Here is a 23,616-nt window from a genome sequence, read left to right as displayed (position 1 = left end):
TTAAAATTAAACGATAGTAAGCTTCGGGCAAAAACACAATGAAACGGTTACCATTTAGTTATTAACGTATATTTGGATACACGACATTTGATTTTTACCCGACCCGGTATGTACGAAGTTATTACCCAATCTTTAAGTGCTGTTGTAGACTTTACGCCAGAGGAGCTTTTTTTGTTTATGCAAAGGCTTAAGCCCATGAGTTTAAAAAGGTATGCCTTTTCCTTAAAGGAAGGACAGATTTGCAAAAGCATGGTTATTGTGTACAAAGGCGGTTTGCGGTATTTTTCGCGGACGGAGAAAGGCGAGTACACTTTGGGATTTGCTTTTGAAGGCGACTGGATAGGCGATTATGAGAGTTTTTTACTGCAAACCCCATCGGCTCACTTTATTGAAGCGGTGGAAGACACTGAAGTGTTTACCCTAAGCTACGCCGATATGCAGGCGCTGTACACGCAGAGCCAGCGCTTTGAAAAATTCGGCCGCATTATTGCCGAAAACCTGTTTATTGAAGCGGCTAAAAGCAAACGTAACCTGATGATCCAATCCGCAGAGGACAGGTACATGGAACTGCTTACCACCCAACCAAAGATCTTTGAAAGATTACCACAGCATTTGATCGCTTCCTACCTGGGCATCCAGCCGCAAAGCCTCAGCCGCATCCGGGCAAGGATATCCAACACAAAATTAACCTGAGTTAATAAATCTCCTCTCCTTTTTAACATTACATCATTTTTAGCCTGCGCTATAAACGCCAGTTTTGTGCTGTGCATTTTATACACAATTGCCCAAGCTAAAAAGATATGGATCCATCGCAAATATTTTCTGCCGTCAGCGCTATTGCTGCCTTGCAATGGTTGCTTTTAATAACGCTTCCTAAATGGAAGGTTACCAATTGGCTGGTGAGTACTGCGGCGGTTCCGCTGCTGCTTGCTGTTATTTATGGCATTTACATACTTGGTTTTTTTGGAATCGAGGGCGGTGGGTTCGGGTCGATACAGGAAGTACGTACACTTTTTAGCGACGATAAGCTGCTATTAGCCGGCTGGGTGCATTACCTCGCTTTCGACCTGCTGATAGGCTTTTACATCAGCCGGTCTGCGCAGGCTAAAAACATTTCGCACTGGCTGGTTATCCCCTGTTTAGTGCTCACGTTTATGTTTGGCCCCTGCGGTTATTTATTGTATCGTTTAATTCAACAAATCAAATCCCCAAATGAAAAACCTGCTCACACGAATTAAAAATAACAGCCCGGTACTTTATTACTGCGGCCTTGCGCACCTTGTGCTATTGGTATTACTGGTGCTTGTTATGCAGTTTGACCACAGGCAAGTGATGGGTATTAACCTTTGGATAAAACCCGCCAAATTTGCTATATCAATTGCCATTTATTGTTTAACCTGGCCCTTGTTATTGCCATACCTCCCATTTGAGCAGCTTAAAAAACGCTTTGCTAACTTTACAGCGTTTGCCATGTCATTTGAAATGGTTGCCATCGCTACACAGGCAGCCCGGGGACAACAGTCGCATTACAACAACACAAGCACCTATAATGCGCTTGTGTTTGCCTTAATGGGGATCATCATCGTTTCGCAAACCTTATTTGCCCTTTATATTGGCATTAAATTTTTCAAAGTAAAGCCACTGCAAATAACACCCGCATTACTGTGGGGTATTCGCTTGGGCATCATTATGGCATGCGTTTTTGCTCTGGAAGGCGGCCTTATGGCATCGCGGCTGGCGCATACCGTTGGTGCCGCCGACGGTGGCCCCGGGCTCCCGCTTTTTAACTGGAGCCGTATTGCCGGTGACCTGCGCATAGCTCATTTTGTGGGCTTGCACGCTCTGCAGATCATTCCTTTGTTTGTGGTACTTAGCGGCATAAAAAGTGCAAGACCTGTAATTGTCTTCGCGGCAGTTTATTTTGTGCTGATATCCTTTTTGTTTTACAACGCGATGTTGGGCAGGCCACTTTTTTAAATTCCGGCCTGCCCAATTATTCTGTCCTTATTTCTGCTGCGATAAAAACGTAACCAGCGATGCAAATTCATCATAAGATAACGCGTTGGCCAACCCCGTAGGCATCATCGAAGTTTTCATTTCCTTACGGGAAATAATATCAGCTGTTTTTACGGTGTAAACATTGCCGCCAATATCACGCATTACAATTTTCTGGGCAGATTCCTCGGTGATGAAGCCCATATAGGTTTTGTTGCCTTTTGCCGTTATGGTTACAGTAGCAAATCCCTGCGAAATAGAAGCACTTGGTTTCAGGATAGATTCGGCAATTTGTTGTCTGGTCATGATAGAGCCGATCTGCCCCATGAAAGGCCCCTTTAACTTCTCCCCTTTTTTGATGCTGTGGCAGGCAATGCAGCCCTGTTGAGCAAAAAGCGCTTTGCCTTTGGCAGGATCGCCTTTTAATTTAGCCAGTGCAAGCATAATATCTTCGATGGACGATTTTCCTATCTGTCCTTTTTTATTGCGGATCTTTTCCAGGTCTATCTTTGCTTCTTTAACAACCGGCGCTTTTTCTTCGCCGCCAAAGGCTGCAATTTCCATCCGGTCGCGCGCGTTCAGGTCGGCATAGAACTGTTTACCAGCCGGGCTTGCTTTGCCGCGCTCGGCGGTAAGGAATGTCTTTATTTTGGGTGATGATTCCCAGGTAATGGCTTTGTAATATGGCCCGTGCGAATCCGGGCGTGTACTCCACCACCATGAACCATCATAAGGTGCCTCCATTTTGTAAAGCCTGCCCAGGGTTACCAATATTTGCTCTTTTAACTTTGGTGATTTAGCTACCTTATAAGCTGCAATTAAACCATCAACCGCTTTAGCATCATGCATGTAACGCAATGCCCAAAGCGCTAATACAGAATTTTTTGTACCGATGTTGTTCACACACGCTGTTACCGCATTAAGACTTACCAATGTGCGTACCGCCAGGTGGGGAAGCACGATATCCGCGTTCGGCGTGGCATGTGGGCCTTCGGTGCCTTTTGCAGGCGCAACAAATGATGCGGGTACTTTAGTTTCCAGCAAGGCGCTGGCTGCTTCGGCCCTGCCCAATCTGCCTAAGCCAATAATAGCTGCCGCCTGTACGCGCGGTGATGCATCTTTAAGGGCCGCAATAAATGGCGCTGTAGGGACATCCTGCAGGTAACCTTTCCTATCGGCCAAAACCTTTAGGGCAAACTCTTTCAGATCTTTATCTTCCGTAAGTTTTACTAAGGCTGATACACCATCCGCACCGGCAATTTGGGCGTAGGTGTAAATACCGGCCACACGGGCAAATAAAGGTAAAGTTGTATTTGATGCAACCCCAAGCGATGCTTTAGCAGCTTCGGTTGCCGGGCGCAGCAATAATTCCTGCGAAGCATAAAAACGGGTAACCGCACTTGCCGAGGAAAGTAAGCCTGCCAGTTGGTCAACAGATGCTGCTTTAAGATCTGGAAACGCCTTGTATACCCAACCCGTTGGTACAGCCCGTACTACGTAGCCTTTTGCGGGGCTACCCTCGTAACCGGCACCATCCCAGGCAGAAAGGTAAAGGCGACCGGAGCCATCCACATCCAGATCGGTAATTTGCGGGAGTGTGATAAAATCCTCCTGCTTTTGGGTGAAGCTGGCGCCATTTGGCGTAACGCGATGGATATACAATTCGCTGCGGCCCCAATCGGCCATCATGGGTACATGGTTATATTTTTCGGGCCAGGTGGGTTCGTCCATAAACAGCGCGCCGGTACCCGAGCCTCCTCCTACATCAACCAATGCCGGTAAGATCTCATCGGTAAAATGCTGAAACAACACGGGGTAACCGTACTCTCCCGATTGGATGTGATGCGAGAACCGGATGTTCCAGCCGCCACCGTCGTTGGTATTATCGCGGGTAAACACGTTCATATAAGGATCTATGGCCACATCGTAGATATTGCGTGTACCATGCGAAAAGATCTCCAGTTCGGTACCGTCGGGGCGTACGCGTACAATGCCGCCGCCAAGCATGGTTAGCTTTTTGCCCGAGCGGTCGATAGCGTCGTGAAAACCAAAATCGCCCACGGCAATGTAGATCCAGCCATCAATCCCCATTCGGATGCCATTGGTGGCGTGGTCTGTACCACGATCTACAAGCATATTGGGATTGCTCAGGTGTTCCACAATAGGTTTTGAGGGGCCATCGGCAATGCCGTCATGGTCTTTATCTTCAAAAACCACCAGGTCCATACCGGTTGCTTTTTGTGTTTGGCTTGAAAATATGGTATGCAATACATACACTTTATCACCTAATATAAAAATACCGCGGGGGTTATCAACGCGCGCAAATTCGGTATGCTGGTCTATTTTGCCATCGTTATCCGAGTCTACCAGTTTTATGATCCGTCCTTTACCGGGTGCTTTACCCAGCGAGCCCATCATATCCACACCAACAAATACTTCGCCGGTAGGCGCGGTGGCCAAGCAGGCGGGACTTGGTGTAAGATCGGGGCCTGCAAATGGCGTTACCGTTAAACCATCGGGCCAGTTTTGTTGTCCGGTTTGTTTTAAAACAGTGTGATGAACTGCGGCAGGATATGGTTTGATAACAGGCTCAGTTGCCGTAAAATGTTTAACTGCACCTAATAATACAATGGAGAAAAAGGCGGTAAAGGAAATTTTTAACATAGTTGGTGGCGAATATTCGTAAGGGTTTGCTGTAAAAAACGGCAATATACAATTTAGAACAATCTCAAGCTATTTGCTTTTAAGATGTTACAATTTTGGCGTAAATCAACAATAATTAAATCAAAAAACCGGCACTTTTGCCATAGCCCTTACCGGGAAAGTGCCAATGCCCTTAAATTTTGGCGGGATGGCGCTGAAACTGAACCCACGATGCGGCAATGCCTGCAAATTGCACAGGTGCTCTACAATTAAAATACCCGCTGCTAAAAGCGTGGTATGGGTTGGCCTTGTACGCCCCTGGGTATTATCTATGTTGTGACTATCGATCCCTACCAGTTTTACCTGGCTATCCCTTAAATAAATTGCAGCTTCTTCGGTTACAAAGGGGTGGTTATCATAATAGCGCTCGGTATTCCAGTGTACATCCCATCCGGTATGCAGCAGAACCGCCTTGTTTTTTAACTCGTAGTTTTTTAAATGTGCAACGGTTATTGCTAATCCATCTGTAAACGGCAGTGGTATTACAATTCCGTCCAGGTCGGTAAAACACTCCAACCCTATCTGCGAAAAATCTTTACCATCAGCAAAGCGGTGAAAAGGGCAATCCATATAGGTACCGGTATTGGTAACCATTTCTATCTTTCCTATTTGGAATTCGGTACCTTCCTCGTAAAAAGCTTTTGAATCTTCCCGGCTTAGGTAATCGCAAACAATTGGCGCGGGCAGGCCCTTATAGGTTATTAAGCCATGTTCGATGGTATGGCTGAGGTCGATAAAATGGTTAGCACCCTGGTTTGTTTCTGCGATCATAAATATGCCTCTATATAAACTATTGCCAAGTTACAAAATGGCTATTAATCGTGGTGACGAAGTACCCCAATTTCTTTATCTTTCACCCTTTATAAATTCTGCTTATGCCATCAACTCCCGCCCGCAATAAAATACAAACCAGCATTTACGCTGCCGTGGTGGTGTTTTTGGCTTATACCATGATATTTGGGTTCCGCAAATCATTTACCGTTGCTACGTTCGATGGGATAACTGTTTGGGGCTACAGTTACAAAACACTGCTGGTAATAAGCCAGGTATTGGGTTATATGCTGGCCAAATTTTATGGCGTAAAATACATTGCCGAGCTGAAACGGCATGGGCGCTGGGTTACCATACTGGTGCTTACGGGTATAGCCTGGCTTAGCTGGCTTTGCTTTGCGCTGGTGCCTGTGCCTTACAATATCGTTTTTCTGTTTATCAATGGTTTCCCGCTGGGGATGCTTTGGGGTGTGGTGTTTTCTTATGTGGAGGGCCGCCGCGGTACCGATTTCATTGGCGCTACGCTTGCCGTAAGCTTTATTTTTGCATCGGGCTTTGTACGTTCGGCAGGTGGCTGGCTGATGCTGGAGTTTGGCGTTACCGAGTTTTGGGTGCCTTTTTTCACCGGCTTGTTATTTGCCGGGCCACTGTTGTTATTTGTCTTTTTAATGGAGAAGATACCTGCACCGGATGCCGCTGATATTGCCGAACGCCACGAACGTACGCCCATGAGCAAAGAGCAGCGCCAGATTTTCGTCCGTGCGTTTTTACCCGGACTGGCAGCATGTATCCTCATTTACACTTTTGCCACTATCTTCCGCGATATCCGCGATAATTTTGGTGCCGAAATGTGGAAGGAAATGGGCTTTTTTAATCAGCCCGCTATCTTCTCCAAAACAGAAACGCCCATTACGCTTATCATCCTTATCCTCATCGGCAGCATGGTGATGATCCGCGATAGTTATAAGGCGCTCATCACGGCGCATGTATTTATTGGTATAGGCTTTTTACTGGCTGGCTTATCAACCCTGGCATTCGCGGGTGGATATGTAGCGCCCATCTGGTGGATGGCAACCGTGGGCCTGGGGCTTTATATGGTTTATATCCCCTTTAACGCTGTATTTTTCGAGCGATTGATCGCCACGTTTAAGTACGCAGGGAATGTGGGCTTTTTAATATACCTCGCCGACTCCTTTGGTTATGTAGGCAGTGTGGGTGTGCTACTGTCTAAAGAGATCTTTAAAGTGAAGCTCAACTGGGTATCCTTTTTCTCAAACAGCGTGATGGGCTTATCTGCGGTAGGCTTACTGCTCACGTTATTCTCAGCTATTTACTTCGCGCGAAAGTACAAGCAAAGCAAGATTGTTTAACCGAGCCCTTTATATCTGCACCCACCCCTGTTTAAAGAAAGTTAAACTTGCTCCTTTTATAAACTCGAGCGTGTTGGTTTTATCAGTCGCGTTATTGTTGGTTAACTCTAAAAAATATATGGTTGAGTTTGCACTAAGGTGATAAAACACCATCATCTTAAATCGTTTCCTGGTCGGCGCTAATTCCGGATATTGCAATTCTTCAAAATGTAATATAGATAAACCCAGTTGGGTATAAGGAGTCGCTGGTTCTTTCAGTTCGATATTCCTTTTTCGCCATGCAGCCAAAGTATCTTTGTTGATTTGTAATGGCGGCTCATATTTGAATGATTGTTGAAAGATATCCGGATAAAATATTCCACTATCAAAAAATGTGCGTAGTTCTGGTTTTGGCGCTACGGTTATAGCGACATCTTTATAGGTGTATATATCACCTTTAACATGTAACGGCAGTTCGTATCTTTTATACTGCTGAGGTTTGTAACTATTTGCAAATAATTCTTTTGCCCATTTAACCTCTTGCTCGCCCTGCGTTTGGCAGTTTGCCGGTTCGCAATGGATAAGTATGGCGGAAAATAAAATGATGTGGTACATGAGCAAAAGTTTCTTCATAATGTAATGATGCATCAAATACAAAGATTCCATATTACTTTTCGATAGATTAGCGGATACCCTTGCGGATACGGCTTAACGATGTTGGGGTAACACCGATGAACGAGGCCAAATATTTCTGCGGGATCTTCTGCAGATAAGGCGGCTTCGACATCAGGTCGAGGTAGCGTTTTTCGGCAGAATCGCGTTGCAGCGCGGTGAAGCGGTCTATCAAATTCAGCACGGCATCCTCCCAAAATTTACGCATCATCTCCTGCATGGTAGGATATTCAGCATAAAGCATTGTCAGCTCTGCTTTGGGCAGGTAAAGTATTGTACTATCCTCTATTGCCTGTAAAAAGTACTTGGAGGGTTTGTCGCTGATGAAGCTGTAAATATCAATGGCCGACGAGTTTGGGAACGCAAACCAAACCGAGATCTCTACATCCTCGTCTAAATAATACAAGCGCAAACAGCCTTCCCGTACAAAAACAAGGTCCTGGCATACGGTGCCTTCCCGCAAAAGAAAATCGTTTTTGGCAATGGTACGTTCTTTAAACCGGCTTACAATATCGTTCAGTTCAGCTTCGTTGAAGCTGGCATAACTGCTGATAAAGTTTTTGAGTTCGGTCATGTATTAATAATTGATGGCCGCTAATTTCAGTAAAAAAATCATTCCGCTGTGGAATTATTGTATTTAGTTATCGCAGGATAATTACGGATCTTATTCCCTGCTATCTAAGCCAGCTATCTTCTTCTTCAGCACCTCCCTATCCCCCTTCGATTTGGCCAATCCCAGCGCTGTTTTTAAATGTTCCACCGCTTTAGCGTTATCTACATCAGTATATAACTCTCCCAATAACGAATGGTATAAATGGTTGCCACTCAAGTTCAATTTCTCCGCCTCTATAATCGCCTCTGCCTTGCCATTGGCTTTTGAGAGCGCGTAGGTGCGGTTGAGCGCCACAATGGGCGAGTATTGTAAAAACAGCAGCTGGTTGTAAAATTGCAGAATGGTTTCCCATTTCTCGGGCGAATCTGCTTTTATGGTGTGCCAATAGGCGATGCCGGCCTCCAGGTGGTATTTGGTAATGGTGCTTCCCTCCCATGACATCCGGAGGAAATGTTCTCCCTGGTTTATCAATTCGGCGTTCCAAAGGTTTTCGTCCTGATCCTGGTAGAGCACGGTTTCGCCATTTTGGTTTAATCTTGCCTCAAAGCGCGAAGCGTGGAAGCTCATTAGCGCCAGCAGGGCATATACCATAGGTTTATTGGTGGCCTGGTTTTCGGTAAGTAAATGGGTAAGCCGCAAAGCCTCCAGCGATACTTCTTTGCGCAAGGTAATATCTCTCCCCTGCGAATAGTAGCCCTCGTTAAACAACAGGTAAAGTGTTGCCAAAACGGCTTCCAGTCGCTGGTTTATCTCGGCCTCGTTTGGCAGCTCTATCTTTACATTCAGCTGCCTTAATTTCTCTTTTGCTCTAAAGAGCCGCTTATTGATAGTCTCCTTATTACTCAAAAATGCCGCAGCTATTTCCTCTATCCCGAAACCGCAAAGGATGCGCAGCGACAAGCCTATCTGCGCTTCGGCCGGGATAGCCGGATGGCAAATGGCGAACATCATTTGCAGCTGGCTATCTTTAATGTTCTGGTCAGACAGGTCTATCTCCAACTCTTGCAATTCTGATGACGCGCTCTGTACACGCGGCACAATTTTTTGATTGTAGAGCGTATTACGCTTTAAGTAATCTTTGGCTTTGTTTTTGGCAACCGTATATAACCAGGCGGTTGGGTTATCCGGCAATCCCCTTATCCCCCACAATTCTGATGCATGTAAAAAAGTATCGCTGGCAATGTCTTCAGCTATCTCTATGTTGTCGATACCAAAGAGTTTGCACAACACCGCTACTATCTTGCGATATTCATTTCGGAATAGATGTGGTATAAGCTCCCGTTGCTGCATAAATGGAAAAGCCTTTGCAAAATACAAAGGCTTTTGGTTTTTTTAAGATTAGGATAATGTATTAGGTAACAATAAACTTAGTTTACATTATACCTATTTCCCGCACTTCCACATTGCCGCCTACCAAATATATTGGGCAGCCTTTGGCAATTTCTACAGCTTCATCAAGCGTTTCGGCTTTTACAATGCTGTAGCCTGCAATGGCTTCCTTTATTTCCATATAAGGGCCATCGGTAACCACATCGTTGGGCCTTACCACTTTTGCGTCTGCAGTTAGGCGGTTACCCCTGTCGGTAAGTTTGTTTTGGGCCGCAACGCTGCCAATCCAGTCCATCCATTTTTTGGTCATGGCCTGCATTTCTTCGGGTGATGTAGTTGGTACGGGCGAAAAATTGCTCCTGTAAACCAATAAAAAATCTTTCATGATGTTTTGAGTTTAATTGTTAAAACCGAATGACGATCAGTAACGCCGGGATTGGACAAAGCACCTAAAATAATTTATTGTTCTGCACGGTCTGCTGATGTTCGGCCATTTGGGCTATCATCGTAACATCAGCCTTGAGGCAGCTTGCAGCGTATTCTTTATCGCCCCCCCAGTTATGAGCAGAAGTGAATTTTATCGTTTTTATATCCTCGCCGAAATTCGCCTGCACATCCACAATACCATTTAATGGAGCATCCACGGGGTACCGGCGATGAAGATCCTTATATTCAAATACCGCATCGTCCCCGGGCGGCGGATATGCCTCCAGTTGTTTCATAAACAAAGCATCATATTCTTTTAATTCTTGCATTGATGGAATTACATCATGTTTAACAGTGCGTTTTGCTAAAACAAACAACGGCACCGAAGCTTGCAAGCCCGGACCTGGGGGATCTATCGAGGGTGGAATCACCCAATACGAATTGTAATAGATACCCTCTACATGGCCCGATACCTGGGTTTCATAAGAAAATTTCAGTTCGGCAAAAAGCAGTCCTTCTTTAGTAACACTTATTTCTCTATCCATTATGTTTTGTGTGAGGCACTAAACATACAGATTTTTAGGCGATTGCAAGTTGCTTTAGCTCGCTTCTGCGAGTTTCTCGTTCTCAAGGAGTTTGAGCAATGCCCTTTCGGCAATATTGAGTTCTGAAGATTTTACATCCTGGCTTTCTTCCAGTTCGCTGATGTATTTAAAAATGGTGCCCTCCTCGTAGCTTTTTATAACCGTGGGATGCACATAATACTTTTTACATACGGTACGGGTGTTGCCCAGGTTTATAGCTACTTCGTCTAACACGCTTACTATTTTTTTACGGCACTCGGTAATATTATCAAACTCACCGGCTTCTTTAAAGGCGTACAGTGCGCTTACGCTGCCTGCCCAGGTGCGGAAGTCCTTAGCCGTAAAATCTTCGCCGGTGATCTCTTTAAGATAATTATTAATATCGCCCGAGCCGATAGTGCAGCGTTCCCCCGCTTCGTTATAATATTGAAACAGATCTTTCCCTGGGATATCGCGGCATTGTTTAACCAAGTTGGCCAGTTTCCGGCTTTGCAGGGCCACTTTATGGAACACGCCTTTTTTGCCCTTAAATTCAAAGTTTATTTTGGTGCCTTCTATCTTTACGTGCTTGTTCATCAGCGTGGTTAGGCCGAAAGAGCCGTACAATTTTTTATACGATTCGTTACCCACCCTGATGCTGGTCAGCTCCATCAGCCGTACAACCAAAGCCACCACTTTTTCATGGTCGAGGTTACGGCGGGCAAGGTCGTGGTCTACCCGTTCGCGTATGGCCGGTAAATGTGCCGCGAACATTTGCATCCGGTGATATTTAGATTGATTGCGGATCTTATTCCAATACGGATGGTAGCGGTATTGTTTACGCCCGGCCGCATCCGTACCTGTAAACTGCAAATGCCCGTTCTCGTAAGGCGAGATCCAAACATTGGTATAGGCCGGCGGGATCACCAGTTTAGTAAAGCGCGTGATTAGCTCCTTATCCTTAACAAGCTTACCCTCAGTATCATAAAAACTCCAACCCGTGCCAGATTTTTTGCGGGAATACCCCGGTGCCGAGTCTGCTACGTAACGCAGACCGACAGCCTTCGCGGTAATTTTAGGGTCGCGGCCAATTTTCTCGAGTTTTTTTTGGAGACGGTTCATGTCAGACTACAACATTCGGTTTAATGATAAGTTTTGAGTGTTGTAGCGCGGGTTGAGATTTAAAGTGTTTTGCATTGGTTTACAGGTTTTTAATTATATTGGCCTATCAATATGTAGCTAAAGATGAGACTGATACCTGTTAAACAATTTGTAGAAGACAACACCGAATTAGCTGCATTTCCCGATTGCAGGGAGATGGTGCAAATGTCTACAGACTATTACACCCGCGTGGGCTTTAACCCGCCATGGATAAGCTATTATGCCGAAGAAAATGGCCAATTGGTTGGCTGCGGTGGGTTTAAAGGCAAGCCTGTAAACGGGCAGGTAGAAATAGCATACTATACTTTTCCTGATTACGAGCAAAAAGGCGTGGGCAGCCAAATGTGCCATGAATTAGTGGAACTTGCTCTGCACGCCGATCCGTCTGTTAATGTAACCGCCCGCACCATGCCCGAAAATAATTACTCGTCGCGCATCCTTCAAAAAAACAGTTTCCAGCTGATGGGCACCATTATGGACGAAGAAGATGGCGTGGTTTGGGAATGGAGGTATTTTGAGAAACCTGAAGTCGAAAGTCTTTAGCCTCAAGTCAGACAATCATCTTTAGACTTTCGACTTCAAACTATAGACTTTTCACCACATATTCCACCTGCTCGGGATGCACATCCAAATGGGTTACAAAACGGATTCGGTGTGTATCGGTACTGTTCGCTTTAATGCCTTTCGCTTCCAACCGCGCTAAAACTATTTCTGCGGGCTCAACCGTATCAAAAAGAATAATATTGGTTTCTACGGGCACTACATTGGTTACCCAGCTTTGCTTGCCGAGCTCTTCGGCCATAATTTGGGCGTGCTTATGGTCTATTTTAAGCCGTTCCACATGATGATCGAGCGCGTAGATACCTGCGGCAGCTAAAAAGCCCGCCTGGCGCATCCCTCCGCCTAAAACCTTCCGGATGCGGCGGGCATATTTAATGGTAGCCTTATCCGCCAGTAATACCGAGCCTACCGGCGCGCCCAAACCCTTCGACAGGCAAACCGAGATCCCGTCGAAACAATTACCGTAATCGGCAGGTTTATCGCCGGTATGTGCAAGCGCATTAAAAACGCGGGCACCATCTAAATGCAATTTCAGGCCTTTTGCTTTGCAAAGCGCAGCAATGGGCTTAATATGCTCCAGGGTATAGCAGCTGCCGCCGCCTTTATTAACGGTATTTTCCAGCACTACCAAACTGGTATGCGGGTAATGAATATTATCGTCATTAATCTCCGGCTCAATCATTTCCGGCGTAAGGATTCCCCTGTAACCGTTCAATAAGCGAGTAGACACCCCCGAATTGAAGGCAATGCCCCCACCTTCGTAGCGGTAAACATGCGCGGTCTGGTCGGCAATAAGTTCATCAAGCGGCTGCGTAAAACATTTGATGGCTATCTGATTGGTCATGGTGCCCGATGGACAGTAAATAGCAGCCTCAATACCAAACATTGCTGCAGCTTTTTCCTCCAGCGCGTTAACGGTTTCGTCCTCGCCAAACACGTCGTCGCCCACTTTGGCGCTCCACATGGCTTCCAGCATCCCGGGGGTAGGTTTTGTTACAGTATCGCTGCGCAGATCAACAGTCATCATAAATTCTATTATATTTGGTTTCAAATATCTAAATCTTATGCGTAATGTTCTACTCCTGCTTTGTATTTTCGGTATTACAATAACGGCAAGATCCCAAACATGGCAGCCCGGCTATTATACCGATGTACAAGGCGTTAAATATGCCGGCATTATACGCCCTGCCCCGGGCGGCAACGGGCCGATCAAAGGCGAGGCATATATTGAATTTAAGGATTCGGAAAAAGGCGAGGTGATACCCCTAAGCACCAGCGACCTGCAGTCGTACGTGGCTGGTAAAGACAGCTTTGTGGTTGCCAAAGCCCCGGCAAAGGGCAAGTGGACAAAAATGGCTACAGATTTTGTGCGGATAGTAATGAATGAGGACGTAAAAATTTATACCCTAAGGATAGCGGATGGTAAGCCAGCCAGTTATAAAGGCAGCGGCCATATCAGAAAGCTGCCAACTATACTAACCGCCCTTGGAAATGGCACATTGTATGCCAATGAGAATAGCGCAATTGTAAAAGATAACCGCGTAACCGAAGATGGCTTGATAAAGGCAGCCCCGGGTTATTTGCAACCGGTTTTGCAGCTACCCACCTATACTACACAAGCAAGCAACCGTGATGGCAATACAAAAAAGTGGTATTATTATGGCAGCAACCCGAACGAACTGCAATACATAACGGAGGCTAATTTTAAAGATGTAATAATGGCCACAATGAAAAGCCAGCCAAAAGTAGTTGATTATATTCTTGCCAATCCGTTTGGCCTGGATAATATAGAGGCGCTTATAGCGTATTTTAACAAAGTAAAACTACAGGGGAAATTATAAGTACCCGCTTAATCAAACACATTTAAAATGTTCACTCTTAAAAAATATCTTTCTCTTACGGCGCTACTGCTGTTAACTTCTCCTGTTCTGTTCGCTCAAAAATGGCAGCCCGGCTATTTTATAGATGTTAAGGGCGTTCGTTCCGATGGGTTTATCATTGCCAACCCGGGCGGTAACGGGCCCATTAAAAACGAAGGTTTTATTGAATTTAAGGATGGTGAGAAAACTGAGCCCTATAAACTGAGCACCAGCGACCTGCAATCGTATGTGGTGGGTAAGGACAGCTTTGTAGTGGCGCATGCCCCGGGTAACGAAACCTGGGCAAAAAAAGAGTTTGATTTTGTACGCGTGGTGGTGAACGAGGAGACCAAAATCTACGCGACCCGCGGCGCGGGCACCGGCAGCGGAACGGGGAAAAAAGTACGCTTTTCGCCAAGTGTGGGCTTAAGTACGGGTGGCGGTGGTTATGGCGGCGGCCTGGGCGGCGGAGTAGGTATTGCCTTTGGCGGCGGAGGTGGCGGCGGTAGCGTTGATAAATCAAAGCTGAGCTATTATTACGGCACTAACACGGCTACCATGCAGCACGTTACCGAGGAAAACTTTGCAGATGTAATGAGCGAAGCCATGGGCGACGAACCCGAAGTGCTGGAGCAAATACGCGCGGGTCGGTACGGATTGGGTAATATAGATAAGCTGGTAGATTACTTTAATAAAGTAAAGGCCTCGCATAAGCAATAAAAAAAAAGACCCGGTGCTGAAAGCAACCGGATCTTTTTGGTTTAAAGAATTTTACTTGCAGTTACTTACCTGTAAAAGTATAAAATACAGATACGCCCAGGCCGCTATTTAAAAAGGTGGCGTTAACGGAATCGCCGCTATTTCTTCCCCTGTTGCCGCTGTCGCTTTTATAGTGGTTATAGCTTACATTAGCCAGCGTTAATGATACGCCCAAATGGCTTGTGGGGTAATACAACAATTCCGCATTGATACCGGCACCGTAGTTATCGCCCGTCGTTTTTGTATCATAAACGGAGTTAACCGGAACATTATTAAATTTTGAGTTACTGTGGCTATAAGCCGCGTAAGGGCCGGCGCGAAGCCCAATTTTGTTTTGATACATAAAATATTTACGCAGGAATATGGTACCGCCAAAACTACTGTTAGTCTGCTTTTGTTCGCCAGCAGCATCGCCGTAGGTACTACGGTTTGAACTGTATAACAATGAACCACCCAGATCAAGATTGTTGCTGATAAAATAGCTGTAAATAGGGCCGGTGTAAAAACTGGTGCTTTTTTGGTCCTGAACAGTGATCGACTTGCTAACCGGGTCTATATTAGTACCTGTACTGTTTGAATGCTGAAACTGCAGGTTTACACCGAGTGTTTGGTTGCCTTTTTCGGTTTGAGCTTTTGCAAATTGAGCGGCGATGAGGAGCATTGCCATTGTGAAAATTTTCTTCATTTTTTGGTGTTTAGATGAGTTGCTTGAACGGGGAACAACACCTGTTATTTCAAATATTACACGTAATTAATATATATTTTTATTACTCCAAAAAAGTATAATATAGCTCTGCAAACACCGTTTTTAATTAATTTTTTATCCTATAATAATCTATTTTTGCGACGCCCGTAAACCCAAAAAACAGATAACAAACACTAACATGAGAAAATCGATAGCAATAGATATGGATGGCGTAATTGCCGATGTAGAGCAGCAGTTTTTAGATTGGTACCAGCGCGATTACGGCACCCTCTTCACCAAGGATGATTTGGCCGGAAAAAATGATGATACACTCTTCCCCGAAGCGGGTTTGGCGCGCAGGTTTGTATTATCTCCCGGGTTCTTTTTAAGCTTACCTGTAATGGACGGCGCTGTGGAAGCCGTTAAAAAGCTGATGGAAACGTACGAGGTGTACATTGTATCGGCCGCTATGGAATTCCCTTTAAGCCTGCCCGAAAAGCTGGAATGGCTTAATATAAACTTCCCTTTTATAAGCTGGCGCAACATTGTTTTTTGTGGCGATAAAAGCATCATCAATACCGATTACATGATAGACGACCACCTGAAAAATCTGGATAATTTTAAGGGCAAAACCATCATGTTCCATGCTTACCATAACGTGAGCGCCAACCACCATGTGCGCGCAAATAACTGGGATGAGGTTTTAAACATTCTATCAAAAGAGAATTCCACGAAGTAAAGCGGATTTTTAATTCGTGGAATTCGCGTCATTCGTGAAATTCGTGTTTATTGCTTCTTCTCGCCCAATGAAAACCAATTCCCCGAATCGTCTTTAAACAGCGCTTCAAAACCGTAAAATTCTTTGGTAGGTTCTTTGGTGAACTCCACTCCTTTTGCCTTTAGCTCTTCATAGGTTGCAAGCAGGTCATTACATTCAAAAACACCAAAGCCAAAGGTGCCTTTGCTCACCAGCACGCGCATTTGTTCTGCTGCTTCCTGTTTAAACATCATGCCTTCGTTTATTGCCATTAGGCTTATCTCCAGCTCGGGCTGTTCGGGCGGGCAAACGGTAAGCCAGCGCTTACCGGGGCCCATGCTGGCATCGGTATGCACGTTAAAACCCAGCTTGTTTACATAAAAATCAAAAGCACTATCCTGGTTAAGGACAAAGATGCTCACGTGGTTCATTTTTGTGATCATGGTATTTTTGTTTATCCGGCTAAAGGTCGGTAACTGCGGACTCGTTTTGTTGTTAAAAATTGCGGTTTGGGGTCCACCCGTTTTGTTGGGCAAAACAGTTTGGAATAAAATTGAGCGGTGCTATTTTCATTTCGGCAGCGCGTTTCAATTCCGTTTGCTGCCAGACAGCCGGCGAATGCTTAGTGATCCGCTTGAACAGCGCGGAAAAAGAACTGATGCTATCGAAGCCGATGGCGTAACAAACGTCCGTAACGGGCATACCTGTTTTCAGCAGAAGCTGGGCGTTGTTTATCCGCACAGCCATTAAATACTGGTGGGGGGTATTACCATAAGCGGCTTTAAACAGGCGGATAAAATGATATTTGGAGAAATAAGCCTCGTCGGCAATTGCAGCTAAATTAATGGGCTGATGGTAATGCGCATCAATAAACAGCTTGGCCTGCACTACCCGCCGGTAGAGATATATTTTGAGGAAAATTGTTGCTGCTGGCTGGGGCATGAACAAATTTAGTTAATTAAAACAGCACGGTCTATTTCAAAATTGCGCTAATTGCTGCAACGATATCGGCTATAACCTCCGGCGACCTGATAATACCTGCATGACCGGCACCTGTATAATTTTTGTTCCTGATGAATGGACGCGCCGACAAAAAGTCTCGTATAAATTTATACGGTGATATCATATCCGCTTCATCATAAAGCAAAAAATGCTGTTGCTCCGGCCCGCGTTGATACAGCTTTTCCAAATCGTATGAGGATGCTGCCCTGCCTACCAATTCTTCAAAGCTTTTCAAATAAGCCGCCTGCGGTTCTGCAGATACGCCGGCGGCAGCCATGCTGCTTTCAAAGTTTTCTTTCAGTCTGATGAGCGGCGTTACGCTGATCAGTAGTTTCGGCTTGGCACCGTTATCGTTTAAAGCCATTATATTGGCCATGCCGCCCAAAGAATGCCCTATCAAAATATCCGGCGTTCCGTATTGGCCTATCACCGCTTTTGCGGCATCGGCAAACAAGGCGCCATTAGATAATTCCCCTTCCGAACTGCCGTTACCCGGCACATCAAAGGCAATTATGGTGGTATCGGGTATTAGGCTCAAAGCGTTTATCAATTCGGCAAAATCGGCTGCTTTGGAACCCCAACCGTGGGTGATCACAATTTTATGCGTTCCGCTACCCCATTTAAAGCCGTTGAATTTTAAATGCGTGTGGGTAAAATGCTCATCGTAGGCGGTTAAGCTAAACTTTTCGGCCTCATCCAGCAATTGCTGCTGCTGCAAACGCACCGGCATTTTTGGCGAATAGCAAATAAGCTGCCAAAGCAGATCGTTAAATCCCGCGGATGCTTCATCGGTAGTTTTTACCTGTGCTATTATTTGTTTTAGTTTTTTCATGGAGCTTGCGCCGGCAAAGCTATAAATTAAAATCCGGGGGACTTAATGCTTATCGTCGTTCCACAAAATATGGTGCTCCAAACTTTCAGGCTGTATCACTACAAAACGCACAAACTTAAATTCTGCCTTTACATCGTCGCGGATCCTGTCGATAGCTACGTTTATCTCCGAAGTATCCATATCTTCCTTAAAAGCTACGATCAGCATCAACAACACCTCCGTTGGCGATTGGTAGGTAGAGAGGATATGCATCACCTTGGTAACATGGTTGTCCCCTTCCACAAGCCTGCAAATTTTATCGCGTGTTTGGGTAGATACCCCCTCGCCCATCAACAGGCTGCGGCTCTCGCGTGCTAAAATTGCCGATACCACTACCAATATTAAACCAACCAGCAGCGACGCAACACCGTCTACATAAGGCTTATTAAACCGGTGACTTATGTAGACGCATATCATCACGATAAACAAACCGGCAACAGCGGCTGCATCCTCAAACAAAACCAGGAAACTGGAAGGATCCTTACTTTTAATAACCGCTTGCCAAAACGGTGTGGTGCCGCGTATTTTGTTGAATTGTTTGATGGCGATAATAAGAGACGCCCCTTCGAATACGATAGACAGGCTTAATACAATATAGTTGATAGTTGGGTCGCCAAGTTCTTCGGGTTTGATGATATGGGCGATGCCCTGGTAAATAGAGATACCGCCGCCAAGCCCAAAGATCATGATAGAAACAATGAACGACCAAAAGTAAAGCTCCTTACCATACCCGAATGGATGTGTGGCATCAGGCAGTTTTTTGCTGCGATGAATGCCAAGCAGCAAAAATAATTCATTCACGGTATCTACAACCGAGTGTACCCCCTCCGCCACCATTGCAGCGCTGTTACTGATGCCGCCGGCAATAAATTTGGTGACCGCAATGAGCAGGTTAGCAATAAGCGCCGCGTAGATGGATGTTTTGGATGAAGCCATGTTTAGCTGTATAAATCAGCAAAGTAGGCTATTGTTTGTACGGGCCGAAAATTTATATATTTAATCAATCCAACGGCAATGTAAACGAAAATGTACTGCCATTGCCCCATACACTATCTACGCTGATCTGCCCATCGTGCCGTTTAATTATCTCGGCGCTAATGTAAAGGCCCAATCCCAACCCCGAAAATTGGTGACCCAGCCCGTCCACCCGGTAATACCTGTCGAACAAATGCGGGAGTTTCTCCGGGTTTATGCCTATGCCGTAATCCTGCACGTGTACAACAGCCATCCCGTTATCGCGACCGTAGCTGATATCTACTTTTTTTGATTGCGGCGAGTACTTGATGGCGTTGTTCACCAGGTTTACCAATACCTGGTCTATCCGGCGGTAATCGGCATAAACCATTACATCCGGTTCGCCGGTAATATAAATGGGGTAACTGTCTTCCTGCCCTAAATGCTCGCAGCTATCATTGATCAGATCGCCCAGGTTAAACCTTGTTTTGTTTAGGGCCAGCTGCCCCTGCTGCAGTTTGGTAACGTTAAGCAGATCATCCAGCAAGTGCACCAGTTTATTTAAGTTATTGCCCGCCTTCCCTACAAACAGCCTGATCTTGTCGCTTACCTCTTCGGTCTTTACCAGCTTTTGTAGTATCTGCATCGATGCGTTAAGCGATGTGATGGGCGTTTTTAATTCATGGCTCGCTACACTGATGAATTCATCTTTACGCAGCTGTATGGTGCGGTCTTCGGTTATATCCTGCAAGGTGCCGCTAAAGCGAATGGCAGTCCCTTCAGCATCAAACACTGCTTTACCAACACCCTTCACAACGCGACGGATGCCGGTATCAGCAGGAATAATAGTATAGTCTATATTGAAATTACCATCTGATCCGCGCCTGGTTGCCTTATCAATAGCCTCTAAAACCCTATTGCGGTCCTCCCCGGCTATCACATTTACCGCGCGTGCTAAATCTATCTCATTTTCTGCCGGCATTCCATACCATTCCTTAATCCGCGCATTACCTACAATTTTGTTGGTAGCGGGGTTCAGGTCCCAGGTAGCCAGTTCGCCTGCCTCAACGGCAAACTCCAATTCCTTTTTTGCGTCGATAATTTGCTGATGGGTTTTAACTTTACCGGTAGTTTCGTTACAGATAACCAATACACCGGCAGGTACGCCATTTTCATCTATCACCGGGCTGTAGCCAAATGTCCAGTACACATCCTCAACCCGGTTGTTCCGATAAATGGGTATCAGGCTGTCCTCCTCCCAGGTGGCCTCGCCACCTCCCATTACCTGGTCTATCAGCGGTTTTATAATGGGCCATATTTCCGGCCAGCATTTTTCGCCTTTTTGCCCAAGGGCTTTGGGGTGCTTGCCGTTTGCACCCAGGCTGGGGCGGTAAGCATCGTTGTAAAATTGTATAAGATCGCTCCCCCACCACAAAAACATCGGGAACTTCGACCGCAGGATGATACTAACGGTGGTAAGTAAGCTTTGCGGCCATGTTTCCGGGTCTCCCAAAGGGCTTGAAGCCCAGTCGAACGCCCGTGTTAACTCCCCCATTTCGCCACCGCCCTGCAAATGCATGTGATATTTGGCCGGCGGTATATTATTTGTCATAAAACTTAATTATAAATTAAGGAGGGGATAAATATATGTAATTAGCTATTCAGTTTTATGGGGTTAATACCCCGGCCTGTAACTTTTTCATTTCAATCTACAGCGGGGGTTAAATTTTAGCATCTTTAGGGTTTATCTGCCTGCTATGAAGAAAACGCTGTTACCGGCAATCTTATTTTTTGCTTGTTTGGGGGCATCTGCCCAAAAAATATCCAAAAAACCGCTCGATCAATCTGTTTATGATGGCTGGCAAAGTATCAGTAACCAGCTCATCAGTAACGACGGAAAATCTATACTGTATGTGATAAAACCACAGGAAGGCGACGCAGACCTGGTGATAACTGATGCCAAAAATAAGAACCCATTAAGGGTGGCAAGGGCCGATACCGCACGCATCACCTCCGATTCTAAATACGCCGTGTTTATGATCCGCCCTTTTTATAAAGATCTGAGACAGGCTAAGATCAAAAAGAAAAAGCAAAATGAATTTCCGAAGGATACACTGGGGATTACCGTGCTTGGGAGCAAAATCATAGAAAAAATACCCGCTATCCGCTCCTTTAAAATAGCCGAAAAAGCATCGATTATCGCCTACTTATCCCCTGCCGATACCGTAAAGAAACCTGAGGGGGGCGATACTTCGAAAAAAGCAATAGCAAATACTATTGCACCTCCCGTTAAAGATGGTGCGGAGCTTACGCTGAGGGCTTTAATAAGCGGTAAATCGAGGACGTTTAAATATGTGAGCGATTATATATTGAGCAAAAATGGTAAGCTGCTGGCATACTCGGTTACCGCCCCCAAAAAGTCGAAGGATATAAAGTCGGGCCTGTTTGTATACGATGTGGAAAAAGACAGTCTTAAAACCGTCAGTACCGGCCGGGGCAATTACCGTAACCTCGCTTTTGACGATGCCGGCAAACAGCTTGCTTTTACCGCCGAGAAAAACCCGGAAAAGGCGCTGGTAAAGCCATTTAAACTTTACTATTACAACACCACAAAAGATAGCGCCGATGTAATTGCCGCACAGGGCAGTGCCGGCATGACGGCAAACTGGGCGGCCAGCGGCGATGGTAAAATTTACTTCAGCAAAAATGGCGATAACCTGTTCTTTGGCACTGCTCCTATCCCAAAACCTGCCGATACCACGCTGGTAGATTTTGAAGTAGCGAGGCTGGACATCTGGAACTATAAAGATGATTACCTGCAGCCCTACCAGCTAAAGAATCTGCAGAAGGAATTAAAACGAAGCTATTTAGCCGTTATCCGCCCAAACGAAGGCGAGCGAAAACTCATTCAACTGGGCGACGAAAACATTAGGGATATAGCCGTGCCCGATAATAACGACGGCGGCTATGTGTTGGGCCTGGCCGATACCGGTGCACGCGTACAATCGCAGTGGGAAGGCGGCAGCAACCAGGAGGCATTTTTGATCAATACCAAAACCGGGGAGCGCACCCGCATCAATACCCGCGCAAAGGCAAATTACCGTATTTCGCCGGGCGGCAATTATGTGATCTGGTTTGATTCGAAAGGCCAAAACTGGCATTCTTACGCTATCGCGACGGGCAAAAAGCTGAATTTAACCGCGGCCACCGCCGTAAAAATGGGCGACGAAGAAAATGATGTACCCGACGACCCCGGCGCTTACGGCATTGCAGGTTGGGAAAAGGATGATAAAAATGTGCTGATCTACGACAGGTACGATATCTGGAGCGTAGACCCGGCAACAGGCCATGCGGTTAACCTCACCAACCACCTTGGCCGTCAAAATAAAATTAAGTTCCGCTATAGCTCAACTGACAGCGAAGAGAAATTCATCCCGTCAAAAAAAGCGCTTTGGCTTATCGCGCAAAACGAAGAGAGTAAGCAGTGGGGGTATTATACCAAAACACTGGGTACAGAGGCCGATCCGCTTAAAGTAATTGTTGCGCCGGTAACGTACAGCAGCTTGCAAAAAGCTAAAAATGCTGATGTATTTATCTATACCAAATCAAGCTATACACAGTCGCCTAACCTGTATGTATCTGCCGACTTGAAAAAAGAGTTAAAACTTAGCGCCATAAACCTGCAGCAAGCCGAATACAACTGGGGTACTGCCGAGCTGGTGCAATGGACAACGCCAAAAGGTTACAAATCGAAAGGTATTTTATATAAGCCAGAAGATTTCGACCCGGCTAAAAAGTACCCGATGATCGCCTATTTCTACGAAAAACTGAGCGACGGGCTTTACACCTACCAGGCCCCTGCTCCTACACCTTCGCGCTTGCCTATCTCCTGGTTTGTAAGTAACGGGTACTTGGTATTCGCGCCGGATATCAGTTACATCAACGGGCATCCGGGTGCTTCGGCTGTAGAGTTTGTAAACTCGGGTGTGGAATCGTTAAAGAAGAATAGTTGGGTAGATGCCGCGCACATCGGCATACAGGGCCAAAGCTGGGGTGGTTACCAGGTAGCATATCTCATCACCCAAACCAATATGTACGCGGCGGCATGGGCAGGTGCCCCGGTGGCTAACATGACCTCCGCCTACGGCGGTATCCGCTGGGAAAGCGGCGTGAACCGCCAATTCCAATACGAAAAAACACAGAGCCGTATCGGCGCAACGCTGTGGGAAAAGCCTGAACTTTATATAGAGAACTCACCATTATTCCAGTTTCCGAAGGTAAAAACACCGGTAGTTATCATGAGTAACGATGCTGATGGCGCCGTGCCATGGTACCAGGGGATAGAAATGTTTACCGCCCTGCGTCGCCTGGGCAAACCCGTTTGGCTGCTGCAATACAACGACGAGGCCCACAACCTGGTAAAACGACAGAACCGCAAAGACATCAGCATCCGCGAAGCGCAGTTCTTCGGTCACTTTTTAAAAGGTGAACCGATGCCGGTTTGGATGGATAAAGGTGTGCCCGCAGTTAACAAAGGTAAAGATTGGGGATTAGAGATGAGTGGGAAGTAATTAAAACACCACGTC

General features: G+C 45.9%; 24 protein-coding genes. 9 read left to right on the top strand and 15 right to left on the bottom strand.

Translation table 11 applies throughout. The features are described 5' to 3' along the window. Positions 1-108: 108 nt before the first annotated feature. From IDJ77_RS10985 to IDJ77_RS10975, 3 genes are all read left to right on the top strand, one after another. Positions 109-693: a Crp/Fnr family transcriptional regulator gene (locus tag IDJ77_RS10985; protein ID WP_191188998.1), complete on the top strand. Its 585-nt coding sequence runs from the start codon at positions 109-111 to the stop codon at positions 691-693. Between the two features lie 107 nt (positions 694-800). Continuing rightward, a complete protein-coding gene (locus IDJ77_RS10980; RefSeq protein ID WP_191188997.1) occupies positions 801-1,238 on the top strand; it encodes an ABA4-like family protein in 438 nt (145 codons plus the stop codon). After that, complete coding sequence (locus tag IDJ77_RS10975) at positions 1,213-1,977, top strand: hypothetical protein (RefSeq protein ID WP_191188996.1); 765 nt, start codon at positions 1,213-1,215, stop codon at positions 1,975-1,977. Before IDJ77_RS10980 ends, IDJ77_RS10975 begins: the two co-directional genes overlap by 26 nt. A gap of 27 nt (positions 1,978-2,004) precedes the next feature. Here IDJ77_RS10975 and IDJ77_RS10970 read toward each other — a convergent pair whose 3' ends face one another. Beyond that, positions 2,005-4,659, bottom strand: a complete 2,655-nt coding sequence (locus tag IDJ77_RS10970) for a DUF7133 domain-containing protein (protein WP_191188995.1) — start codon at positions 4,657-4,659, stop codon at positions 2,005-2,007. Positions 4,660-4,779: 120 nt separating this feature from the next. Beyond that, positions 4,780-5,469 (bottom strand): cyclase family protein, encoded by a 690-nt coding sequence (locus IDJ77_RS10965; protein ID WP_191188994.1) that lies wholly within the window; start codon positions 5,467-5,469, stop codon positions 4,780-4,782. 104 nt (positions 5,470-5,573) lie between these two features. Between IDJ77_RS10965 and IDJ77_RS10960 the strand changes: the two genes are divergently transcribed. Beyond that, positions 5,574-6,839 carry a DUF5690 family protein gene (locus IDJ77_RS10960; RefSeq protein ID WP_191188993.1) on the top strand — a complete coding sequence of 422 codons (1,266 nt, stop codon included), beginning with the start codon at positions 5,574-5,576 and terminating at the stop codon, positions 6,837-6,839. A 9-nt stretch (positions 6,840-6,848) separates the two neighbouring features. Here the strand turns inward: IDJ77_RS10960 and IDJ77_RS10955 are convergent, their stop codons facing one another. The 6 genes from IDJ77_RS10955 to IDJ77_RS10930 form a co-directional block, all read right to left on the bottom strand. Beyond that, positions 6,849-7,451: a hypothetical protein gene (locus IDJ77_RS10955; protein ID WP_191188992.1), complete on the bottom strand. Its 603-nt coding sequence runs from the start codon at positions 7,449-7,451 to the stop codon at positions 6,849-6,851. Positions 7,452-7,500: 49 nt separating this feature from the next. Further along, positions 7,501-8,064 carry a Crp/Fnr family transcriptional regulator gene (locus tag IDJ77_RS10950; protein WP_191188991.1) on the bottom strand — a complete coding sequence of 188 codons (564 nt, stop codon included), beginning with the start codon at positions 8,062-8,064 and terminating at the stop codon, positions 7,501-7,503. 90 nt (positions 8,065-8,154) lie between these two features. After that, entirely contained in the window at positions 8,155-9,393 is a 1,239-nt protein-coding gene (locus IDJ77_RS10945; protein WP_191189308.1) for an RNA polymerase sigma factor, read from the bottom strand. An 82-nt stretch (positions 9,394-9,475) separates the two neighbouring features. Next, entirely contained in the window at positions 9,476-9,817 is a 342-nt protein-coding gene (locus IDJ77_RS10940; protein ID WP_191188990.1) for a YciI family protein, read from the bottom strand. A gap of 64 nt (positions 9,818-9,881) precedes the next feature. Then, positions 9,882-10,403, bottom strand: a complete 522-nt coding sequence (locus tag IDJ77_RS10935) for a hypothetical protein (protein WP_191188989.1) — start codon at positions 10,401-10,403, stop codon at positions 9,882-9,884. 54 nt (positions 10,404-10,457) lie between these two features. Next, positions 10,458-11,543 (bottom strand): DNA topoisomerase IB, encoded by a 1,086-nt coding sequence (locus IDJ77_RS10930; protein WP_191188988.1) that lies wholly within the window; start codon positions 11,541-11,543, stop codon positions 10,458-10,460. Positions 11,544-11,666: 123 nt separating this feature from the next. On the opposite strand from IDJ77_RS10930, the gene IDJ77_RS10925 reads away from it, so the two are divergent. Then, the gene (locus IDJ77_RS10925; RefSeq protein WP_191188987.1) at positions 11,667-12,125 is read left to right on the top strand and encodes a GNAT family N-acetyltransferase; all 459 of its coding nucleotides are present in this window, start codon (positions 11,667-11,669) and stop codon (positions 12,123-12,125) included. A 40-nt stretch (positions 12,126-12,165) separates the two neighbouring features. Here the strand turns inward: IDJ77_RS10925 and IDJ77_RS10920 are convergent, their stop codons facing one another. Further along, on the bottom strand, positions 12,166-13,170 hold the full coding sequence (locus tag IDJ77_RS10920; RefSeq protein WP_317174330.1) for a threonine aldolase family protein: 1,005 nt from the start codon (positions 13,168-13,170) through the stop codon (positions 12,166-12,168). A 37-nt stretch (positions 13,171-13,207) separates the two neighbouring features. On the opposite strand from IDJ77_RS10920, the gene IDJ77_RS10915 reads away from it, so the two are divergent. Then, positions 13,208-13,984: a hypothetical protein gene (locus tag IDJ77_RS10915; protein WP_191188986.1), complete on the top strand. Its 777-nt coding sequence runs from the start codon at positions 13,208-13,210 to the stop codon at positions 13,982-13,984. A 27-nt stretch (positions 13,985-14,011) separates the two neighbouring features. After that, positions 14,012-14,722, top strand: coding sequence for a hypothetical protein (locus IDJ77_RS10910; protein WP_191188985.1), 711 nt, complete (start codon positions 14,012-14,014; stop codon positions 14,720-14,722). A gap of 61 nt (positions 14,723-14,783) precedes the next feature. Here the strand turns inward: IDJ77_RS10910 and IDJ77_RS10905 are convergent, their stop codons facing one another. Continuing rightward, on the bottom strand, positions 14,784-15,446 hold the full coding sequence (locus IDJ77_RS10905) for an outer membrane beta-barrel protein (protein ID WP_191188984.1): 663 nt from the start codon (positions 15,444-15,446) through the stop codon (positions 14,784-14,786). A gap of 199 nt (positions 15,447-15,645) precedes the next feature. On the opposite strand from IDJ77_RS10905, the gene IDJ77_RS10900 reads away from it, so the two are divergent. After that, positions 15,646-16,185 carry a 5' nucleotidase, NT5C type gene (locus IDJ77_RS10900; protein WP_191188983.1) on the top strand — a complete coding sequence of 180 codons (540 nt, stop codon included), beginning with the start codon at positions 15,646-15,648 and terminating at the stop codon, positions 16,183-16,185. Positions 16,186-16,232: 47 nt separating this feature from the next. On the opposite strand, the gene IDJ77_RS10895 is transcribed toward IDJ77_RS10900, so the two are convergent. The 5 genes from IDJ77_RS10895 to IDJ77_RS10875 all read right to left on the bottom strand — a co-directional run bounded on the left by IDJ77_RS10895 (position 16,233) and on the right by IDJ77_RS10875 (position 20,642). After that, positions 16,233-16,646 carry a VOC family protein gene (locus IDJ77_RS10895; protein WP_191188982.1) on the bottom strand — a complete coding sequence of 138 codons (414 nt, stop codon included), beginning with the start codon at positions 16,644-16,646 and terminating at the stop codon, positions 16,233-16,235. A gap of 52 nt (positions 16,647-16,698) precedes the next feature. Then, a complete protein-coding gene (locus IDJ77_RS10890; RefSeq protein ID WP_191188981.1) occupies positions 16,699-17,145 on the bottom strand; it encodes a helix-turn-helix domain-containing protein in 447 nt (148 codons plus the stop codon). 31 nt (positions 17,146-17,176) lie between these two features. Further along, a complete protein-coding gene (locus IDJ77_RS10885; protein WP_191188980.1) occupies positions 17,177-18,037 on the bottom strand; it encodes an alpha/beta fold hydrolase in 861 nt (286 codons plus the stop codon). 42 nt (positions 18,038-18,079) lie between these two features. Further along, on the bottom strand, positions 18,080-19,012 hold the full coding sequence (locus IDJ77_RS10880; RefSeq protein ID WP_191188979.1) for a cation diffusion facilitator family transporter: 933 nt from the start codon (positions 19,010-19,012) through the stop codon (positions 18,080-18,082). Between the two features lie 64 nt (positions 19,013-19,076). Then, positions 19,077-20,642 (bottom strand): PAS domain-containing sensor histidine kinase, encoded by a 1,566-nt coding sequence (locus tag IDJ77_RS10875; RefSeq protein WP_191188978.1) that lies wholly within the window; start codon positions 20,640-20,642, stop codon positions 19,077-19,079. A gap of 145 nt (positions 20,643-20,787) precedes the next feature. Here IDJ77_RS10875 and IDJ77_RS10870 point away from each other — a divergent pair, with 145 nt between their 5' ends. Then, positions 20,788-23,601: an alpha/beta hydrolase family protein gene (locus tag IDJ77_RS10870; protein WP_191188977.1), complete on the top strand. Its 2,814-nt coding sequence runs from the start codon at positions 20,788-20,790 to the stop codon at positions 23,599-23,601. Positions 23,602-23,616: the final 15 nt, after the last annotated feature.

The organism is Mucilaginibacter pankratovii, from assembly GCF_014773265.1.
Lineage (GTDB): Bacteria > Bacteroidota > Bacteroidia > Sphingobacteriales > Sphingobacteriaceae > Mucilaginibacter > Mucilaginibacter pankratovii.
Note: the sequence above shows the minus strand (reverse complement) of the source record. Positions and strands in the feature narration are given on the sequence as shown.

Excerpts from the sequence above, each read along its gene's own strand:
- IDJ77_RS10955 (WP_191188992.1), bottom strand. The coding sequence starts at position 7,451 with ATGAAGAAACTTTTGCTCATGTACCACATCATTTTATTTTCCGCCATA.
- IDJ77_RS10900 (WP_191188983.1), top strand. The coding sequence starts at position 15,646 with ATGAGAAAATCGATAGCAATAGATATGGATGGCGTAATTGCCGATGTA.
- IDJ77_RS10905 (WP_191188984.1), bottom strand. The coding sequence starts at position 15,446 with ATGAAGAAAATTTTCACAATGGCAATGCTCCTCATCGCCGCTCAATTT.
- IDJ77_RS10985 (WP_191188998.1), top strand. The coding sequence starts at position 109 with ATGTACGAAGTTATTACCCAATCTTTAAGTGCTGTTGTAGACTTTACG.
- IDJ77_RS10965 (WP_191188994.1), bottom strand. The coding sequence starts at position 5,469 with ATGATCGCAGAAACAAACCAGGGTGCTAACCATTTTATCGACCTCAGC.
- IDJ77_RS10980 (WP_191188997.1), top strand. The coding sequence starts at position 801 with ATGGATCCATCGCAAATATTTTCTGCCGTCAGCGCTATTGCTGCCTTG.
- IDJ77_RS10940 (WP_191188990.1), bottom strand. The coding sequence starts at position 9,817 with ATGAAAGATTTTTTATTGGTTTACAGGAGCAATTTTTCGCCCGTACCA.
- IDJ77_RS10890 (WP_191188981.1), bottom strand. The coding sequence starts at position 17,145 with ATGCCCCAGCCAGCAGCAACAATTTTCCTCAAAATATATCTCTACCGG.
- IDJ77_RS10950 (WP_191188991.1), bottom strand. The coding sequence starts at position 8,064 with ATGACCGAACTCAAAAACTTTATCAGCAGTTATGCCAGCTTCAACGAA.
- IDJ77_RS10875 (WP_191188978.1), bottom strand. The coding sequence starts at position 20,642 with ATGACAAATAATATACCGCCGGCCAAATATCACATGCATTTGCAGGGC.
- IDJ77_RS10910 (WP_191188985.1), top strand. The coding sequence starts at position 14,012 with ATGTTCACTCTTAAAAAATATCTTTCTCTTACGGCGCTACTGCTGTTA.
- IDJ77_RS10935 (WP_191188989.1), bottom strand. The coding sequence starts at position 10,403 with ATGGATAGAGAAATAAGTGTTACTAAAGAAGGACTGCTTTTTGCCGAA.
- IDJ77_RS10945 (WP_191189308.1), bottom strand. The coding sequence starts at position 9,393 with ATGCAGCAACGGGAGCTTATACCACATCTATTCCGAAATGAATATCGC.
- IDJ77_RS10885 (WP_191188980.1), bottom strand. The coding sequence starts at position 18,037 with ATGAAAAAACTAAAACAAATAATAGCACAGGTAAAAACTACCGATGAA.
- IDJ77_RS10915 (WP_191188986.1), top strand. The coding sequence starts at position 13,208 with ATGCGTAATGTTCTACTCCTGCTTTGTATTTTCGGTATTACAATAACG.
- IDJ77_RS10960 (WP_191188993.1), top strand. The coding sequence starts at position 5,574 with ATGCCATCAACTCCCGCCCGCAATAAAATACAAACCAGCATTTACGCT.
- IDJ77_RS10970 (WP_191188995.1), bottom strand. The coding sequence starts at position 4,659 with ATGTTAAAAATTTCCTTTACCGCCTTTTTCTCCATTGTATTATTAGGT.
- IDJ77_RS10975 (WP_191188996.1), top strand. The coding sequence starts at position 1,213 with ATGAAAAACCTGCTCACACGAATTAAAAATAACAGCCCGGTACTTTAT.
- IDJ77_RS10920 (WP_317174330.1), bottom strand. The coding sequence starts at position 13,170 with ATGATGACTGTTGATCTGCGCAGCGATACTGTAACAAAACCTACCCCC.
- IDJ77_RS10895 (WP_191188982.1), bottom strand. The coding sequence starts at position 16,646 with ATGATCACAAAAATGAACCACGTGAGCATCTTTGTCCTTAACCAGGAT.
- IDJ77_RS10925 (WP_191188987.1), top strand. The coding sequence starts at position 11,667 with ATGAGACTGATACCTGTTAAACAATTTGTAGAAGACAACACCGAATTA.
- IDJ77_RS10880 (WP_191188979.1), bottom strand. The coding sequence starts at position 19,012 with ATGGCTTCATCCAAAACATCCATCTACGCGGCGCTTATTGCTAACCTG.
- IDJ77_RS10870 (WP_191188977.1), top strand. The coding sequence starts at position 20,788 with ATGAAGAAAACGCTGTTACCGGCAATCTTATTTTTTGCTTGTTTGGGG.
- IDJ77_RS10930 (WP_191188988.1), bottom strand. The coding sequence starts at position 11,543 with ATGAACCGTCTCCAAAAAAAACTCGAGAAAATTGGCCGCGACCCTAAA.